Origin of the sequence: Achromobacter sp. RW408 (assembly GCF_003184165.1) — a bacterium.
GTDB classification, from domain to species: Bacteria; Pseudomonadota; Gammaproteobacteria; order Burkholderiales; family Burkholderiaceae_B; genus Achromobacter; species Achromobacter xylosoxidans.
Genome location: NZ_QHHO01000049.1, coordinates 2,237,481 through 2,253,596 on the forward strand (window position 1 = coordinate 2,237,481; position 16,116 = coordinate 2,253,596).

Consider the following 16,116-nt stretch of genomic DNA (forward strand, 5'->3'; position numbering starts at 1 on the left):
ACTCCTGCCGTCTCCGCGGCCCCGGTGCCCGCCAAGTCGGCCCCGCTGGCCGTGACGCCCGCGGCCGCCGCGGTCGCGCCGGCCGCCGATGACGACGGCCCTCCGTCCTGGGTCGACGAGGAAATCCCGTTCGAGGCCGAAGGTGGCTTCGTACCCGATGGTGGCTTCGCGCCCGACGGCGGCTTCACGTCCGACCCCGACGACGATTTCGAAACGCTGGCCAGCGCGCCATCGTCCGCGCCCGCGCCTTCCGCGGCGCCGGCCCGGCGCGAAGGCCCGGCCCCGGCCCGCAAGCGCCAGTCGCGCGCGCGCCTGGCCGACATGACCTCCGCCGCCTGGCCCGAACTGGCGGCGCGCCTGCCGGTCACCGGCCTGGCCGCCGAACTGGCGCGCCAGAGCGAATGGGCCGGCGTGCAGGGCGATGCCATCATCCTGCGCGTGGCCGTCAAGACGCTGGCCGAAAGCGAAAGCCGCGTGCGCCTGCAGACGGTGCTGTGCGAACACTTCGGCCAGGGCATCCGGCTGGACGTGGACGTCGGCGCGGTCGGTGAAGCCACGGCCCACGCCGTGGCCCAGGCCGAGCGCGCGGCGCGCCAGCAGGCCGCCGAGGACGCGGTCGCCGTCGATCCCTTCGTGCAGGCGCTGGTGGCGGACTTCGGCGCCCATGTCGTGGCCGGTTCGATCCGCCACGTCGATCCCCCTTCCGCCGCCGCGTGACGTGTAGCGCGTAACGCGGCGGCAATCCCTACATTCCCTCGTTCAAGGAAGCTCCATCATGATGAAAGGACAACTGGCCGGCCTGATGCGCCAGGCGCAGCAGATGCAGGAAAACATGAAGAAGGCGCAGGACGCGCTGGCCGAGATCCAGGTCGAAGGCGCCTCCGGCGGCGGCCTGGTCAAGGTCACCATGACCTGCCGCCACGACGTCAAGCGCGTCGAGATCGATCCGTCGCTGCTGGCCGACGACAAGGACATGCTGGAAGACCTGGTCGCCGCTGCCTTCAACGACGCGCTGCGCAAGGCCGAGGCCACCTCCCAGGAAAAGATGGCGTCCGTCACCGCCGGCATGCCGCTGCCCCCGGGCATGAAGCTGCCGTTCTGATCGAACGTTCCGGCCGCCGCCGCCCCGGGCGGCGCGGCCTTTGCCGTCCGCAAGTTGCCGTCGTGTCATGGACCCTCTACTGCCCGAACCCGAACCGCTGGTCTCGCTGATCGAGGCGCTGCGGCGCCTGCCCGGCGTGGGTGTGCGTTCCGCGCGACGCATGGCCTATCACCTGTTGCAGCACGATCCCCAGGGCGCCGATATGCTCGGACGCGCGCTGGCGGGCGCGGTGCGCGATCTGCGCCATTGCTCGCGCTGCAACAGCTTCGCCGAAGAGGATGTGTGCGCGACCTGCGCCAATCCCAAGCGCGATCCCTCGCTGCTGTGCATCGTCGAGACGCCGGCCGATCAGAACATGATCGAGTCCAGCCACGGCTACCGCGGCTTGTACTACGTGCTGATGGGTCGGGTGGCGCCGCTGGAGGGCATCGGCCCGCGCGAACTCGATTTCGACAGGGTCATCCGCCGCGCCACCGACGGCGTGGTGCAGGAGGTCATCCTGGCCACCAACTTCACCGCCGAAGGCGAGACCACCGCGCACTTCCTGGGCGAGGCCCTGGGCGAGCGCGGCCTGCGGGTCACGCGCCTGGCGCGCGGCGTGCCGGCGGGCAGCGAACTGGAATACGTGGACGCCGGCACCATCGCCTGGGCGCTGATGGAGCGCAAGACTACCTGACACGCCCCCACAATAGCGCGTCGGCAATGTACCGGCGAGCATTGGAAAAACGGCCCGCCCCGCGCCGGCGCGGCCTCCACGAGAGGAAGACAACCAACATGTCAGCCCTGACCGGCCTGAAGGTCCTGGAACTCGGCACGCTCATCGCCGGCCCGTTCGCCGCGCGCATCTTCGGCGAATTCGGCGCCGACGTCATCAAGGTGGAAACGCCGCACGGCCCCGACGGGACCGGCGGCGGCGACCCCATTCGCAGCTGGCGCCACCTGCACGAAGGCAATTCGCTGTGGTGGACGGTGCAGGCCCGCAACAAGCAATCCATCGCGCTCAACCTCAAGCATCCCGAGGCCCGTGAAATCGCCCGCAGGCTGGCGCTGGACGCAGACGTGGTGGTCGAGAACTACCGTCCCGGCGTGCTCGAGAAGTGGGGCCTGGGCTATGAACAGCTGCGCGCCATCAATCCGGCGCTGATCATGGTGCGCCTGTCCGGCTATGGCCAGACCGGCCCGATGAAGGACCAGCCGGGCTTCGGCGCCATCGGCGAATCGATGGGCGGCCTGCGCTACGTGTCCGGCCACCCGGACCGCCCGCCGCTGCGGGTCGGCATCTCGATCGGCGATTCGATCGCCGCGCTGCACGGCGTGATCGGCGCGATGATGGCGCTGCGCCACCGCGACGCCACCGGCGGCCGCTGGAACGGCGTGCAGGGCGAAGGGTGCCAGGCGGGGCAGGGCCAGATGGTCGACGTCGCCCTGTACGAGGCCGTCTTCAACATGATGGAAAGCCTGGTGCCCGAGTACGACGTGGCCGGCGTGGTGCGCGAGCGCACCGGCGGCGCGTTGCCCGGCATCGTGCCGTCCAATACCTACACCACGCGCGACGGCCAGAACATCGTCATCGCCGGCAACGGCGATGCGATCTTCCACCGCCTGATGCTGGCCATCGGCCGCGACGACCTGGCCTCGGATCCGGACCTGGTGCGCAACGACGGCCGCGCCCGCCGCGTCGCCGAGATCGATGGCGCCATCCAGCAATGGTGCGATGGCCGCGGCATCGAGGAGGCGCTCAACACCCTGAAGGCGGCCGACGTGCCGGTCGGCAAGATCTACAGCGTGGCCGACATGTTCACGGATCCGCAGTTCCTGGCGCGCCGCATGATCGAACAGCACCACTTCGCCGACGGCAGTCCGGTCAAGCTGCCGGCGGTGGTGCCCAAGCTCTCGGAAACCCCGGGCGGCACCCGCTGGATCGGTCCGTCATTAGGGGAACATACCGAGGAAGTCCTGAAATCGCTGGGGTATGATTCAGCGGCTATCGACAAGCTGGCGCAGACCGGCGCTATCGGTATCCCCGCACCCAAGGAGACAACACATGTCAGTCACACGTCGTGATCTGCTCAAGATGGCCGGCGCCGCCGGCGTCATGGGCATGGCCCCCGCCATCGTGCGCGCCCAGAAGCTGGAAAAGACCAAGGTCCAGATCGCCGTGGGCGGCAAGCCCCTGATCTACTACCTGCCGCTGTCCATCGCCGAGGCGCGCGGTTACTTCAAGGACGAGGGCCTGGACGTCTCCATCGCCGACTTCGCCGGCGGTTCCAAGGCCCTGCAGGCCGTGGTGGGGGGCAGCGCCGACGTGGTTTCGGGCGCCTTCGAGCACACGCTGTCGATGCAATCGAAGGGCCAGGCCTACCGCGCCTTCGTGCTGCAGGGCCGCGCGCCGATGATCGGCGTGGGCGTCTCCAAGAAGAACCTGCCCAACTACAAAGGCCCCGCCGACCTCAAAGGCAAGAAGATCGGCGTGACCGCGCCGGGCTCGTCCACCAACATGGTGGTCAGCTTCTTCCTGGCCAAGCACGGCCTGAAGGCTTCGGACGTGTCGATCATCGGCGTGGGCGCCGGCGCCGGCGCGGTGACCGCGCTGCGCAGCGGCCAGATCGACGCCATCTCCAACACCGACCCGGTGGTGTCGATGCTGGAAATGCCGGGCGACATCCAGATCATCGTCGACACCCGCACGCTCAAGGACACGCAGGACATCTTCGGCGGCAACATGCCCGCGGGCTGCCTGTATGCGCCGCAGGCGTTCATCGACGCCAATCCCAATACCGTGCAGGCGCTCACCAACGCCATGGTGCGCGCCGACAAGTGGATCCAGAAGGCAGGCCCGGACGAGATCGCCAAGGTCGTGCCCGAGACCTACCTGCTGGGCGACCCCGCGGTGTACAAGGCCGCCATCGGCAAGAGCCTCGAAGGCCTGTCGCCCGACGGCCTGATCCCCGAGGACGGCGCCGCCACCGCGCTCAAGGCCCTGGCCGCGTACCAGGCGGACTTCGACGGCGCCAAGATCGATCCGTCCAAGGTCTGGACCAACGACTTCGCGCGCCGCGCCAACGAGAAGTACCCCAATGGCTGAAGCCGCGCTTTCGCTGGAAAACATCAGCTGCACCTTCGTCTCCCGCGACGACCGCTCGCAGCGCTACACCGCCGTCAGCGACACCAGCCTGGCCATCGCGCCGGGCGAGTTCGTGTCGGTGGTGGGGCCGACGGGCTGCGGCAAGTCCACCCTGCTCAACGTCAGCGCCGGCCTGCTGGCGCCGTCGTCGGGGCAGGTCAAAGTGTTCGGCCAGCCGCTGTCGGGCATCAATTCGCGTGCCGGCTACATGTTCCAGGGCGAGGCGCTGCTGCCCTGGCGCAGCGCGCTCGACAACGTGGTGGCCGGGCTGGATTTCGCCGGCGTGCCGCGCGCCGAGGCGCTCGAGCGCGGCCGCGACTGGATGCGTCGCGTCGGCCTGGGCGGCTTCGAGAGCCGTTACCCGCACCAGATGTCCGGCGGCATGCGCAAGCGCGCCATGCTGGCGCAGACGCTGATCCGCGATCCCGACATCATCCTGATGGACGAGCCGTTCTCGGCGCTCGACATCCAGACGCGCCAGCTGATGGAAAACGAGGTCCTGGACCTGTGGATGGCCAAGCGCAAGGCGGTGCTGTTCATCACCCATGACCTGGATGAAGCCATCGCCATGAGCGACCGCGTGGTGGTGCTGTCGGCCGGGCCGGGCACGCATCCGATCGGCGAATTCGCCATCGACCTGCCGCGTCCGCGCGACGTGGCCGAGGTGCGCAACAACCTGCGCTTCGTCGAACTGCACGCGGCCATCTGGGCCGTGCTGCGCGAGGAAGTGCTCAAGGGCTACGCCCAACAACAGAAGCGGGCCTGAGGCCGTGCCTGATCCCGGCCACGCCCGCTTCCCCATGAACAGGCCCTGACCATGTCCAAGTCGTTCAAACCAGGCTCCGCCAGCCTGCGCTTCTGGCAGTTGCTGCTGCTGGTCGTCATCCTGGGCGTGTGGCACTTTGCCTCGCGCGATCCCAAGGTGGCGTTCTTCTTCGGCGAACCCCTCAAGGTGTGGGGCCGCATCTGGGCCTGGTTCGTCACCAACGCCGACATCTACACCCACCTGTGGGTCACGCTGACCGAAACCGTGCTGGCCTTCTTCATCGGCACCATCGCCGGCCTGGCCTTCGGCCTGTGGTTGGGGCTGTCGCCACGCGCCAGCGCGATTCTCGATCCCTACATCAAGGCGGCCAATTCGATGCCGCGCGTGATCCTGGCGCCGATCTTCGGCATGTGGTTCGGGCTTGGCATCTGGTCCAAGGTGGCGCTGGCGGTGACGCTGGTGTTCTTCATCGTCTTCTTCAACGTCTACCAGGGCGTGCGCGAGGTCAGCCCGACCCTGCTCGACAATGCCCGCATGCTGGGCGCGCGCCAGCGCCAGCTGCTGCGCCACGTCTACCTGCCGTCGGCCACCAGCTGGGTGTTCTCGAGCCTGCACACCTCGGTGGGCCTGGCCTTCGTCGGCGCGGTGGTCGGGGAATACCTGGGCTCGGCCAGCGGGGTCGGCTACCTGATCCTGCAGGCCGAAGGCACCTTCGACGTCAACACCGTGTTCGCGGGCATCGTGGTCCTGACCGCGTTCGCGCTGGTGCTCGACTACATCGTCGGCGTCGGCGAGAAGCGCCTGATGAAATGGCAGCCCAAATCGGGCGAAACCGAAAAACTCTAGCCACGGGCGTCCGCCGTCAAGCACGGCCGCCGGCGCGGGCCATGCCTATGCCTGGCCGTTCTGCGCTGCCGGCGGAGGCTGGCCGCGTAGCGCATGTTGCGCCCGCAGCCACGCGGTGAGACTGTCGAATGCATCCCGGGCGCCTTGCAGCGCCTGGGTTTCCTGGCCCCTCGCCGCGCTGTCCAGGTGCAGCAGGAAGACCTTCCACAGCGGGCCGACTTCCTCGCCGTAGCCGCGCAGATAGCGCAAGGGCAGGGGCGGGGAGACGCTTTCGAGGCGCTTGGCCAGGAACCGTCCTCCCAATTGGGAACCCTCCACCACGTAGGCCACGCCCAGCGCGTAGGCATCGGCCGCCCGCGGCGTGGGCGCGGCCGGGCACCGCGGCACCGCCCCGTCATCGCCCGCATCCCGCAGGTCGGCGCGGATCAGGGCGCTTTTGCCGTCGCGCTCCGGCGCCCGCATTGCGGCCGGCCAGCCCAGTTGCCACAGTTGTTGCTCGACCGGTTCGAGCCAGCCCAGCAGAGCGCGCAGATAGGCCAGGTAGCGCGCCTGGCCGACGTCGCCGTCGGCCAGGCCCAGTCCCCGGTCCAGGATTTCATGGCGTTCACGCGTGCCATCGCGCAGCACCTGGTGCACCGGAGAGATCATGCGGACTCCTTGCCGGGGGCGGAGGGAAGATGCAGCGACCAGCATTGCGGCTGGCGTTCCAGGCGCCAGCCCGAGGCGCTGGCCAGGCATTCGATGTCGTGCGGCTCGAACAGCGCCGGCGTGGCCGGCGCTTGGATCGGCGCCGCGAACCGGGCCTGCCAGACGGCCGGGTTGGAGGCATCCAGCTCCAGTTCGGCGCCTTCGGGCAACCACGGCAGCAGGCACAGCAACCAGGCCATCACCAGGTAGCGGGTGGTGAAGACCGGCAGTTCGAGGGGCGCGGGATCGTCGGGCCAGATGACCTTGCGCCCGGACCACATCAGTTGGGAAAACAGCAGTTTGCGGCATTGCCGCAGCAGCGTCGCCGCCGGCAGCGAGGCGCCGTCGTCGTCAAGCCACTGGTCCAGGCCGCGGATCACGTCGACACTGTCTTCCAGCATCTGGTTCAGGTCGCCGGCCAATCGTTGGCAACGCAGCTGCCGAGCCTCGGCGTCGGCGCCCTCGGGCGCCTGGCGCAGCATGGCCGCGGCCAGCGTGGCGTTGGACAGCGGCGCGATCGCTTCGTGGCGCAGGACAGGGAAGATCTGCGCCAGGACCTTGAATCGCACGCCGTGGGCGGCCATGGCCAGGGGCGGGGCGGATGGGTCGGTGGCGTGCATCGGCGCGCTCAGTCCGCCTGCCGCAGCAGGGCCAGCAGGGCGTCGGGGTCGGCGGGCTTTTCGATCCAGCCGTCGAACAGGTTGGCCGCGTCTTCATGCCGTTCGTGCCGCGCCAGGCCGCTCAGGGCATAGATGCGCGCGGCGCTGTCGCGCTCGCGCAAGCGGCGGGCCAGTTCGTAGCCATCCATGTCGGGCAGCAGGATATCGACCAGCACCGCCTGCGGCGCGAACGCGCCGGCTTGCGCCAGGGCATCTTCGCCAGTGCCGGCGCAGCGCGTTTCCAGTCCGGACAGGGCCAGGAATTCGGCCAGCAATTCCGAGCCCATTTCGTTGTCGTCTACCAGCAGGACGCGTAACGCGCGCGCATCGTTCAAATGATCTCTCCAGGATTCAAGGGGTGGGCGGCGCGTCCATGCCGCGCGGCAGGGTGACGGTGAAGATGACCAGGCCGTCGCGGCAGGCGACGGTGATGTCGCCTTCGTGGTCGCGCACCACCTGGTCGGCGATATACAGGCCCAGCCCCAGGCCGTTGCGGTTGCGCGAGTGGCCCAGCGATTCCGGCTTGAAGGGCGAGAACAGGTGCGCCATGACCTCGTCCGGTATCGGCGCGCCGTGGTTGGCCACGGCCAGTTCGATCGTGTCGCCGGTCTGCGTGGCGCTGACACGGATCGGCATGCGCGGCGCGCCATGCTGGCGCGCATTGCTCATCAGGTTCGTGACGACCTGGGCGATGCGGTCGGTGTCGGCCATCAGCGTCAGGCCCGGTTGCACTTCGGGTTCGATACGCAGGCCGGGGTAGGCCTGGCGCTTTTCATCGATCAGGCCGTTCAGCAGTTCCGACAGCAGGCATTCGCGCTTTTCGATTCCCAGGCCCATGCCGCCTTGCAGCCGCGACAGGTCCAGCACCTGAGAAATCAGCCGCTGCATCCGTCCGCTCGAATAGCGGATGCGTTCGCCCATGCGGGCGCCGGCGTCGGTCCTGGACAGCAGGGTGGCCGCCATCGAGATGGACTGCAGCGGATCGCGCAGGTCGTGGCCGAGCATGGCCAGCAGGGCGGTGCGGGCGCGGTCGACGTCGGCCGCGCGGCTGGTGGCGATATGGGAAAGCTCGTCGCGCAGGTTGTCGACCGCTTCCAGTTCGGCGGCCAGCCAGGGGGCGCTGGTGTCGCGCATGACTTCGCGCCAGGCCTCGAACGACCCGCGCGGGGTCAGGCGCGGCCCGAGAGTGCCAACGGCATACTGCTTTTCCGGCTTGCCGCCCCAGATCACGGTTTCGATCTGCTCGCGCCGCAGCCAGACCAGCCAGCCGTTGTTCATGGGATCGAACTTGCAGGCCATCAGGCCGGCGTAGGGCACCAGGTCGGTCTGCAGCTCGGGATAGTCGCGCGCGATGTTGTTGGTATGAACCAGGCGCTGGCCGCTCTGGTCCAGCGCACACAGGATGCCGGCCAGTTCGCCGCGCGGCGCGATGCCGCCAAAGACCGTCACGCTGTTGCCCCACAGGCATAGCGCGGCGTCGTTGGGAACCAGCGAGGCGGGCGTGTCGGGTCCGCCGGACAAGGCCTGGTGCACGTTTTCGGAGTCCGAGACGCGCTCGGCCAGCCGGCTGACCAGCGCGGCGCTGCGGCGCGCCTGCTCGGCGCGTTCGCTGCCTTCGATATTGGCCAGCGCCGCCGACAGCACCTGGGCCAACGCTTCGCAGGCCAGGCGGGCCGGGTAGGGAACGAGGCGCGGCGCATGATGGTGGCAGGCGATCATGCCCCACAAGCGGCCGCCGATCACCAGCGACAGGCTCATCGTGGCGCGCACCCCCATGTTGGCCATGTATTCGAGGTGGATCGGCGAGACGCTGCGCAGCACGGAAAAGCTCATGTCCAGCGGCGTGCCGCCATGGCCGTTCTCGCCCAGCACGCGCACGGGCTGGTACTGGCCGTCGGCGATCTGGCGCAGCGTGTTCACGGTGTACAGGCGGCGCGCCTGGGCCGGAATGTCTCCGGCCGGATAGCGGCGCCCGACCCAATCTTCCAACGTCGGATCGCCGCGCCGTTCGGCAACGATCTCGCCGCTGTCGTCGGGATGGAAGCGATAGGCCATCACGCGGTCAAAGCCGGTGGCGCGCTGCACTTCCTGCACCGTGCGTTCCAGCAGGCCGGCGATGTCGCGTTGCGAGCGGATTCGTTCGATTCCGCGGTAGATGCGCGCGGGTTCCGCGATGCCGGAATCGTCGCCGCGGCGTTCGAGTTCGATCAGCGTCAGGCCGTCCGGGTTGCGGTGGACGATGACGTCGTAGGCCTGCCCGTCCAGCGTGATGACGAGCGGGTCGAAGACCGGGTCGGTGCTGGCCAGCCAGCCCGGCAGCATATGCGCCAGGCCGGGCGGCAGCGCGTCCGGCGCGCAGGGGTAGCCCAGCGCCAGCGGCCTGCCCAGCACCTGGGGGGCGTTCTCGCTGGCATAGCGCAGCACGCCTTCGGGGTCGAACGCGAGCAGCGCGCCCAGCGGCTGGATGGCGCCCGGTACGTGTATCGGTTCGCTGTCGCAGTTGGCGAGCGTGACTGGCGGATGGGACTGGGTTGGCGCATTCATTCTAGGCTTGTCCTGGAGGTGCGCGATGTGTTGTCATTATGTCAAAGTTCTTGCGAATGTGTGCATATGCAGCGTGCGTCTTTTTGGCGCGCACCGCCTGGTCCGCGTCGCTCGGTCTTTCGGGTGTCCCCTGTCCTTGGGGAACCACCGTCCCCCGGGTCAGTCGGCGCAAGCCAGCCCGATCCCTACGGAGTTTCCATGGCGCGTCTTCCCTACGCCGATCTGTCCCATCCTGAAGCACGACCCCTGGTCGACAGTATCGTCGCCGAGCGCGGCAGCGTGCTGCACCTGTACCAGATGCTGCTGCACAGCCCCGCCGTGGCCGGCGGCTGGCTCAACTACCTGACTTCCATCCGCCAGTTGTCCACCCTGCCCGGCGATATTCGCGAACTCGTGATCATGCGGGTGGCGGCGATCAACGGCGCGCCCTACGAGGCCGACCAGCACGCGCCGATCGCGCTGAAAGAGGGCGTGTCACAAGCCCAGCTGGACGCCTTGCCCGACTGGGAGGCGTCGACCCTGTTCAGCGAGCGCGAGCGCGCGGTGCTGGCCTACACCGATGCCATGACGCGCCACGTGCAGGTGCCCGAGCCGGTGTTCCAGGCGGCCCGCGCCGCCATGGGATCGGAAAAACTGATCGTGGAATTGACCGCCACCGTGGCGGCCTACAACATGGTGTCGCGCTTCCTGGAAGCGCTGCAGGTGCATTCGCACGATCACCGCTGACGCGCGGCCCGGCGGTGGCCGCCGGGCCAGCGCCGGCGGTCTCAGGCGCGCTGCGCTTCGATCAGCGCGTCCAGCTTGATGGCATCGGCCACGAAGGCGCGGATGCCTTCGGCCAGCTTGTCGCTGGCCATGGCGTCGTCGTTGAGCTGGGTGCGGAAGGCCACTTCGCCCGATGCGATGCGGGCGATATCGCCGCCCGCCGCATCGGCGCGCAACTGCGCCGGCGCGTCGCCCTCGGTCTGCGACAACTGGGTCAGCAACTCGGGGCTGATGGTCAGCAGGTCGCAGCCCGACAGCGCCAGGATCTGGCCGACGTTGCGAAAGCTCGCGCCCATGATCTCGGTGGCGATGCCGAAACGCTTGTAATAGTGATAGATGCGGGTCACCGACTGCACGCCGGGGTCGCGCGCGCCGGCGTGGTCGGCTTCGACCCAGGCGGCGCCGGCGGCCTTCTTGTGCCAGTCGTAGATGCGGCCGACGAAGGGCGAGATCAATTGCACCTGGGCGTCGGCGCAGGCCACCGCCTGCGGCAGCGAGAACAGCAGCGTCAGGTTGCAGCGCACGCCCTCGGCCTGCAGCGCGCGGGCCGCCTGGATGCCTTCCCAGGTGGACGCGATCTTGATCAGCACCCGTTCGCGCGGCACGCCGGCCGCTTCGTACAGCGCGATCAGGGCGCGGGCGCGCTCGATGGTGGCGCGGGTGTCGAACGACAGGCGCGCGTCCACTTCGGTGGAGACGCGGCCGGGCACGATATCCAGGATGGCGCGGCCAAAGGCGACCAGCAGCCGGTCCATCAGCTCGGCGGTGGGCGCGCCGCGATGGTCGCGGGCGGTCTTTTCGAGCAGCGGGCGGTAGGCGTCCTGCTGGACGGCCTTCAAAATTAGGGACGGATTTGTGGTGGCGTCGGTGGGACGCAGCGCCTTCATTGCCTCGAAATCGCCGGTGTCGGCGACAACGGTGGTGTGATTGCGCAGGGCGTCAAGTTGGCTGGACATGGACAATACGGCTCGCAGCATCAGGGGTTGAAGGTGCTTTAGCGTATCACCGAGCCGCCGACGGCGCTGTCACCGTTGGTATGGCAAAGGAGGGGCACGGCCGGCCCGCCGCGGCGGCTGAAATCTCCGATCTCAGCCTTATTTGGCGCGGTTCCCCGGGAAAAACGCCCGCTCAAGGTATAATTCCAAGGTTTGATTATCGATTCTAAAACCGGGGTTTACTGTGCTGCCGCAACTCTTTCCCGAGGGGATCAACCGCTTCCCTCCTGCAATTCTGGCTCTGGCGGACGGTACCATTTTTCGAGGCGTGTCGATCGGTGCGCCTGGCCATACCGTCGCCGAAGTGGTGTTCAACACCGCGATGACCGGGTACCAGGAAATTCTCACCGATCCCAGCTATAGCGGCCAGATCGTCACGCTGACCTATCCGCATATCGGCAACACCGGCGTCAACGCCGAGGACGTCGAAGCCAATCGCGTCTACGCCGCCGGCCTGGTGGTGCGCGACTGTCCCGCCCGCGTGTCGAACTTCCGTTCCACGCAATCGCTGCCCGAGTACCTGTCCGAACAGGGCATCGTCGCCATTTCCGGCATCGATACCCGCAAGCTGACCCGCATCCTGCGTGAAAAGGGCGCCCAGGGCGCCTGCATCTTCGTCGGTTCGGATGCCGACCGCGCCGTCGAACTGGCCCGCGGCTTTGCCGGCATGGCCGGCCAGGACCTGGCCAAGGTCGTTTCCATCAAGGACAGCACCACCTGGACCCAGGGCACCTGGCAGCTGGGCGAAGGCTACACTCAGCCCGACCAGTCCAAATTCCATGTCGTTGCCTACGACTTCGGCATCAAGTCCAACATCCTGCGCCTGTTGGCCGACCGCGGCTGCCGCCTGACGCTGGTGCCGGCCCAGACCAGCGCCGAGGAAGTGCTCAAGCTCAACCCCGACGGCGTGTTCCTGTCCAACGGCCCCGGCGACCCCGAGCCCTGCGACTACGCCATCGACGCCACCCGCGTGTTCCTGGACAAGAAGCTGCCGGTGTTCGGCATCTGCCTGGGCCACCAGATCATGGGCCTGGCCGTCGGCGGCAAGACGCTCAAGATGAAGACCGGCCACCACGGCGCCAACCACCCGGTGCAGGACCTGGCGTCCAGGCGCGTGTTCATCACCAGCCAGAACCACGGTTTCGCGGTCGACGCGGCCAGCCTGCCGGCCAATGCGCGCGTCACGCACGTCTCGCTGTTCGACGGCACGTTGCAGGGCTTCGAGCTCACCGACCGTCCGGCCTTCTGCTTCCAGGGCCATCCCGAAGCCAGCCCCGGTCCGCACGACATCCTGGAGCTGTTCGACAAGTTCATCAGCCTGATGTCCGGCCAAAAGTAAAGATTGCATCATGCCCAAGCGTACAGACCTAAAAAGCATTCTCATCATCGGCGCCGGCCCCATCATCATCGGGCAGGCCTGCGAATTCGACTATTCCGGCGCGCAAGCGTGCAAGGCGCTCAAGGCCGAGGGTTACCGCACCATCCTGGTGAACAGCAACCCCGCCACGATCATGACGGACCCGGAAACGGCCGACGTCACCTACATCGAGCCCATCACCTGGCAAGCCGTCGAAAAGATCATCGAGCGTGAAAAGCCCGATGCGCTGCTGCCCACCATGGGCGGCCAGACCGCGCTGAACTGCGCGCTCGATCTGGCCCACCACGGCGTACTGAAAAAGCACAACGTCGAACTGATCGGCGCCAACGAGCACGCCATCGAGAAGGCCGAAGACCGCCAGAAGTTCAAGCAGGCCATGACCGATATCGGCCTGGAGTCGGCCAAGTCGGGCGTCGCCCACAGCATGGACGAAGCCTGGGAAGTGCAGCGCCGCATCGCCGCGGAAGTCGGCACCTCGGGCTTCCCCGCCGTGATCCGCCCCAGCTTCACCATGGGCGGCTCGGGCGGCGGCATCGCCTACAACGCCGAAGAATTCGAAACCATCTGCCGCCGCGGCCTGGAAGCCTCGCCCACCAGCGAGCTGCTGATCGAAGAGTCGCTGCTGGGCTGGAAGGAATTCGAGATGGAAGTGGTCCGCGACAAGGCGGACAACTGCATCATCGTCTGCTCCATCGAGAACCTTGACCCCATGGGCGTGCACACCGGTGACTCCATCACCGTGGCGCCGGCCCAGACGCTGACCGACAAGGAATACCAGATCATGCGTAACGCATCGATCGCGGTGTTGCGCGAGATCGGCGTGGACACGGGCGGCTCGAACGTGCAGTTCGCGGTCAACCCCAAGAACGGCCGCATGATCGTCATCGAGATGAACCCGCGCGTGTCGCGCTCGTCGGCGCTGGCGTCCAAGGCCACCGGTTTCCCCATTGCCAAGGTCGCCGCGCGCCTGGCCGTGGGCTACACGCTGGACGAGCTCAAGAACGAAATCACCGGCGGCGCCACGCCCGCCTCGTTCGAACCGTCGATCGACTACGTGGTCACCAAGGTGCCGCGTTTCGCCTTCGAGAAATTCCCCACCGCCGACGCGCGCCTGACCACCCAGATGAAGTCCGTGGGTGAAGTCATGGCCATCGGCCGCACCTTCCAGGAATCGTTCCAGAAGGCGCTGCGCGGCCTGGAAGTCGGCGTCGACGGCCTGAACCAGAAGACCACCGACCGCGAAAAGCTGCAGGTCGAGCTGGGCGAACCCGGTCCGGAACGCATCTGGTACGTGGGCGACGCCTTCGCGCAGGGCTTCACGCTGGACGAAGTGCACAACATCACGCACATCGACCCCTGGTTCCTGTCGCAGATCAAGGAAATCGTCGACATCGAGCTGGCGCTCGAACAGAAGACGCTGTCCGACCTGGACCACGCCACCCTGTGGGAACTGAAGCGCCGCGGTTTCTCCGACCGCCGCCTGGCGTTCCTGCTGGACACCGTGGAATCCGAGGTGCGCAAGCTGCGTCACCAGCTGAACGTGCGCCCCGTCTACAAGCGCGTGGACACCTGCGCCGCCGAATTCGCCACCCGCACGGCCTACATGTACTCGACCTACGAGGAAGAGTGCGAAGCCGCGCCCACCGACCGCAAGAAGATCGTGGTGCTGGGCGGTGGCCCGAACCGCATCGGCCAGGGCATCGAGTTCGACTACTGCTGCGTGCATGCCGCGCTGGCGCTGCGCGACGACGGGTACGAGACCATCATGGTCAACTGCAACCCGGAAACCGTCTCCACCGACTACGACACGTCCGACCGCCTGTACTTCGAGCCGCTGACGCTGGAAGACGTGCTGGAAATCGTCCACAAGGAAAATCCGGTCGGCATGATCGTCCAGTACGGCGGCCAGACTCCGCTGAAGCTGGCGCGCGCGCTGGAAGCCAACGGCGTGCCGATCATCGGCACCAGCCCGGAATCCATCGACATCGCCGAAGACCGCGAGCGCTTCCAGAAGCTGCTGAACAAGCTCGGCCTGCGCCAGCCGCCCAACCGCACCGCCCGCACCGAAGGCGAGGCCCTGGCCCATGCCGCCGAGATCGGCTACCCGCTGGTGGTTCGCCCCAGCTACGTGCTGGGCGGCCGCGCGATGGAAATCGTGCACGAGCAGCAGGATCTCGAACGCTACATGCGCGAGGCCGTGAAGGTCAGCAATGACTCGCCCGTGCTGCTGGACCGCTTCCTGAACAACGCCACCGAAGTCGACGTGGACTGCCTGGCCGACGGCGAAACCGTCTTCATCGGCGGCGTCATGGAACACATCGAGCAGGCCGGCGTGCACTCGGGCGACTCCGCCTGCAGCCTGCCGCCGTACTCGCTGTCGGCCGACGTCATCGCCGAGATCAAGCGCCAGACCTCCATGATGGCCAAGGCCCTGAACGTCAGCGGCCTGATGAACGTGCAGTTCGCCATCCAGGGCGGCGACGTCTACGTGCTGGAAGTGAACCCGCGCGCCTCGCGCACGGTGCCCTACGTGTCCAAGGCCACCGGCCTGCAACTGGCCAAGATCGCCGCGCGCGCCATGGCCGGCCAGACGCTGGCGGCCCAGGGCATCACCCGCGAAGTCGTGCCGCCTTACTTCTCGGTCAAGGAGGCCGTGTTCCCGTTCGTGAAGTTCCCGGGCGTGGACACCATCCTCGGCCCGGAAATGAAGTCGACCGGCGAAGTCATGGGCGTGGGCACCAGCTTCGGCGAAGCCTTCGTCAAGTCGCAGCTGGCCGCCGGCGTGCGCCTGCCGGAATCCGGCACGGTGTTCATCAGCGTCAAGAACCAGGACAAGCCCCGCGCCGTGGAAGTGGCGCGCGGCTTGCACGCCCTGGGCTTCAAGCTGGTGGCAACCCGCGGCACCGCCGCCGAGATCGAAGCGGCCGGCATCCCGGTGCAGTTGGTCAACAAGGTCACCGAAGGCCGTCCGCACATCGTCGACATGGTCAAGAACGGCGAGATCTCGCTGGTCATCAACACTGTCGAGGAACGCCGCAACGCCATCGCCGACTCGCGCACCATCCGCACCCAGGCGCTGGCGGCGCGCGTGACCTTCTTCACGACCATCGCGGGCGCCCGCGCGGCCGTCGAGGGCATGCAGTATCTGCGCCAGGGCCTCGGCCTGCAGGTTTACCCGCTGCAGGAACTTCACGCGTCTTTATTGGACAAATAACGCTTGGGCGCGCAGGGGGCGCGTCTCAAGTGAATT

Annotated in this window: 15 protein-coding genes; 10 read left to right on the plus strand and 5 right to left on the minus strand. The window is 67.7% G+C overall.

Features of this window, described 5'->3' with window-relative positions; all coding sequences use genetic code 11:
* From DK459_RS29790 to DK459_RS29820, 7 genes are all read left to right on the plus strand, one after another.
* The coding region (locus DK459_RS29790; RefSeq protein ID WP_304529881.1) for a DNA polymerase III subunit gamma/tau C-terminal domain-containing protein at window positions 1-717 on the plus strand (717 nt) is incomplete at its 5' end.
* Between the two features lie 58 nt (window positions 718-775).
* A complete protein-coding gene (locus DK459_RS29795) occupies window positions 776-1,102 on the plus strand; it encodes a YbaB/EbfC family nucleoid-associated protein (protein ID WP_006385500.1) in 327 nt (108 codons plus the stop codon).
* Window positions 1,103-1,169: 67 nt separating this feature from the next.
* Window positions 1,170-1,778, plus strand: coding sequence for a recombination mediator RecR (gene recR / locus DK459_RS29800; RefSeq protein WP_006385499.1), 609 nt, complete (start codon window positions 1,170-1,172; stop codon window positions 1,776-1,778).
* Between the two features lie 98 nt (window positions 1,779-1,876).
* Window positions 1,877-3,166: a CaiB/BaiF CoA-transferase family protein gene (locus DK459_RS29805; RefSeq protein ID WP_006385498.1), complete on the plus strand. Its 1,290-nt coding sequence runs from the start codon at window positions 1,877-1,879 to the stop codon at window positions 3,164-3,166.
* Window positions 3,147-4,187, plus strand: coding sequence for an ABC transporter substrate-binding protein (locus DK459_RS29810; RefSeq protein ID WP_020926770.1), 1,041 nt, complete (start codon window positions 3,147-3,149; stop codon window positions 4,185-4,187). The genes DK459_RS29805 and DK459_RS29810 overlap by 20 nt, the downstream gene beginning before the upstream one ends.
* Window positions 4,180-4,992: an ABC transporter ATP-binding protein gene (locus DK459_RS29815; RefSeq protein ID WP_020926771.1), complete on the plus strand. Its 813-nt coding sequence runs from the start codon at window positions 4,180-4,182 to the stop codon at window positions 4,990-4,992. Before DK459_RS29810 ends, DK459_RS29815 begins: the two co-directional genes overlap by 8 nt.
* 51 nt (window positions 4,993-5,043) lie before the next feature.
* The gene (locus DK459_RS29820; RefSeq protein ID WP_024070102.1) at window positions 5,044-5,838 is read left to right on the plus strand and encodes an ABC transporter permease; all 795 of its coding nucleotides are present in this window, start codon (window positions 5,044-5,046) and stop codon (window positions 5,836-5,838) included.
* 45 nt (window positions 5,839-5,883) lie between these two features.
* On the opposite strand, the gene DK459_RS29825 is transcribed toward DK459_RS29820, so the two are convergent.
* Genes DK459_RS29825 through DK459_RS29840 form a run of 4 tightly spaced genes read right to left on the minus strand, consistent with a single transcriptional unit; the run spans window position 5,884 to window position 9,728 of the window.
* Window positions 5,884-6,486, minus strand: a complete 603-nt coding sequence (locus DK459_RS29825; protein ID WP_054438584.1) for a biliverdin-producing heme oxygenase — start codon at window positions 6,484-6,486, stop codon at window positions 5,884-5,886.
* Window positions 6,483-7,145: a hypothetical protein gene (locus DK459_RS29830; protein ID WP_054438586.1), complete on the minus strand. Its 663-nt coding sequence runs from the start codon at window positions 7,143-7,145 to the stop codon at window positions 6,483-6,485. Before DK459_RS29830 ends, DK459_RS29825 begins: the two co-directional genes overlap by 4 nt.
* Window positions 7,146-7,153: 8 nt before the next feature.
* The gene (locus DK459_RS29835; RefSeq protein WP_006385492.1) at window positions 7,154-7,519 is read right to left on the minus strand and encodes a response regulator; all 366 of its coding nucleotides are present in this window, start codon (window positions 7,517-7,519) and stop codon (window positions 7,154-7,156) included.
* A gap of 16 nt (window positions 7,520-7,535) precedes the next feature.
* Window positions 7,536-9,728 carry an ATP-binding protein gene (locus DK459_RS29840; RefSeq protein WP_054499105.1) on the minus strand — a complete coding sequence of 731 codons (2,193 nt, stop codon included), beginning with the start codon at window positions 9,726-9,728 and terminating at the stop codon, window positions 7,536-7,538.
* Between the two features lie 198 nt (window positions 9,729-9,926).
* Between DK459_RS29840 and DK459_RS29845 the strand changes: the two genes are divergently transcribed.
* Window positions 9,927-10,454 carry a carboxymuconolactone decarboxylase family protein gene (locus DK459_RS29845; RefSeq protein WP_006385490.1) on the plus strand — a complete coding sequence of 176 codons (528 nt, stop codon included), beginning with the start codon at window positions 9,927-9,929 and terminating at the stop codon, window positions 10,452-10,454.
* A 41-nt stretch (window positions 10,455-10,495) separates the two neighbouring features.
* Here the strand turns inward: DK459_RS29845 and tal are convergent, their stop codons facing one another.
* The gene (tal, locus tag DK459_RS29850) at window positions 10,496-11,449 is read right to left on the minus strand and encodes a transaldolase (protein WP_006385489.1); all 954 of its coding nucleotides are present in this window, start codon (window positions 11,447-11,449) and stop codon (window positions 10,496-10,498) included.
* A gap of 223 nt (window positions 11,450-11,672) precedes the next feature.
* Between tal and carA the strand changes: the two genes are divergently transcribed.
* Together carA and carB are read left to right on the plus strand one after the other, a co-directional pair.
* Window positions 11,673-12,827: a glutamine-hydrolyzing carbamoyl-phosphate synthase small subunit gene (gene carA, locus DK459_RS29855; protein ID WP_049054675.1), complete on the plus strand. Its 1,155-nt coding sequence runs from the start codon at window positions 11,673-11,675 to the stop codon at window positions 12,825-12,827.
* Window positions 12,828-12,837: 10 nt separating this feature from the next.
* Complete coding sequence (gene carB / locus DK459_RS29860; protein WP_006385487.1) at window positions 12,838-16,080, plus strand: carbamoyl-phosphate synthase large subunit; 3,243 nt, start codon at window positions 12,838-12,840, stop codon at window positions 16,078-16,080.
* Window positions 16,081-16,116: the final 36 nt, after the last annotated feature.

Excerpts from the sequence above, each read along its gene's own strand:
- DK459_RS29815 (WP_020926771.1), top strand. The coding sequence starts at position 4,180 with ATGGCTGAAGCCGCGCTTTCGCTGGAAAACATCAGCTGCACCTTCGTC.
- DK459_RS29840 (WP_054499105.1), bottom strand. The coding sequence starts at position 9,728 with ATGAATGCGCCAACCCAGTCCCATCCGCCAGTCACGCTCGCCAACTGC.
- DK459_RS29820 (WP_024070102.1), top strand. The coding sequence starts at position 5,044 with ATGTCCAAGTCGTTCAAACCAGGCTCCGCCAGCCTGCGCTTCTGGCAG.
- DK459_RS29810 (WP_020926770.1), top strand. The coding sequence starts at position 3,147 with ATGTCAGTCACACGTCGTGATCTGCTCAAGATGGCCGGCGCCGCCGGC.
- DK459_RS29795 (WP_006385500.1), top strand. The coding sequence starts at position 776 with ATGATGAAAGGACAACTGGCCGGCCTGATGCGCCAGGCGCAGCAGATG.
- DK459_RS29845 (WP_006385490.1), top strand. The coding sequence starts at position 9,927 with ATGGCGCGTCTTCCCTACGCCGATCTGTCCCATCCTGAAGCACGACCC.
- DK459_RS29805 (WP_006385498.1), top strand. The coding sequence starts at position 1,877 with ATGTCAGCCCTGACCGGCCTGAAGGTCCTGGAACTCGGCACGCTCATC.
- DK459_RS29825 (WP_054438584.1), bottom strand. The coding sequence starts at position 6,486 with ATGATCTCTCCGGTGCACCAGGTGCTGCGCGATGGCACGCGTGAACGC.
- carB (WP_006385487.1), top strand. The coding sequence starts at position 12,838 with ATGCCCAAGCGTACAGACCTAAAAAGCATTCTCATCATCGGCGCCGGC.
- tal (WP_006385489.1), bottom strand. The coding sequence starts at position 11,449 with ATGTCCAGCCAACTTGACGCCCTGCGCAATCACACCACCGTTGTCGCC.
- DK459_RS29830 (WP_054438586.1), bottom strand. The coding sequence starts at position 7,145 with ATGCACGCCACCGACCCATCCGCCCCGCCCCTGGCCATGGCCGCCCAC.
- recR (WP_006385499.1), top strand. The coding sequence starts at position 1,170 with ATGGACCCTCTACTGCCCGAACCCGAACCGCTGGTCTCGCTGATCGAG.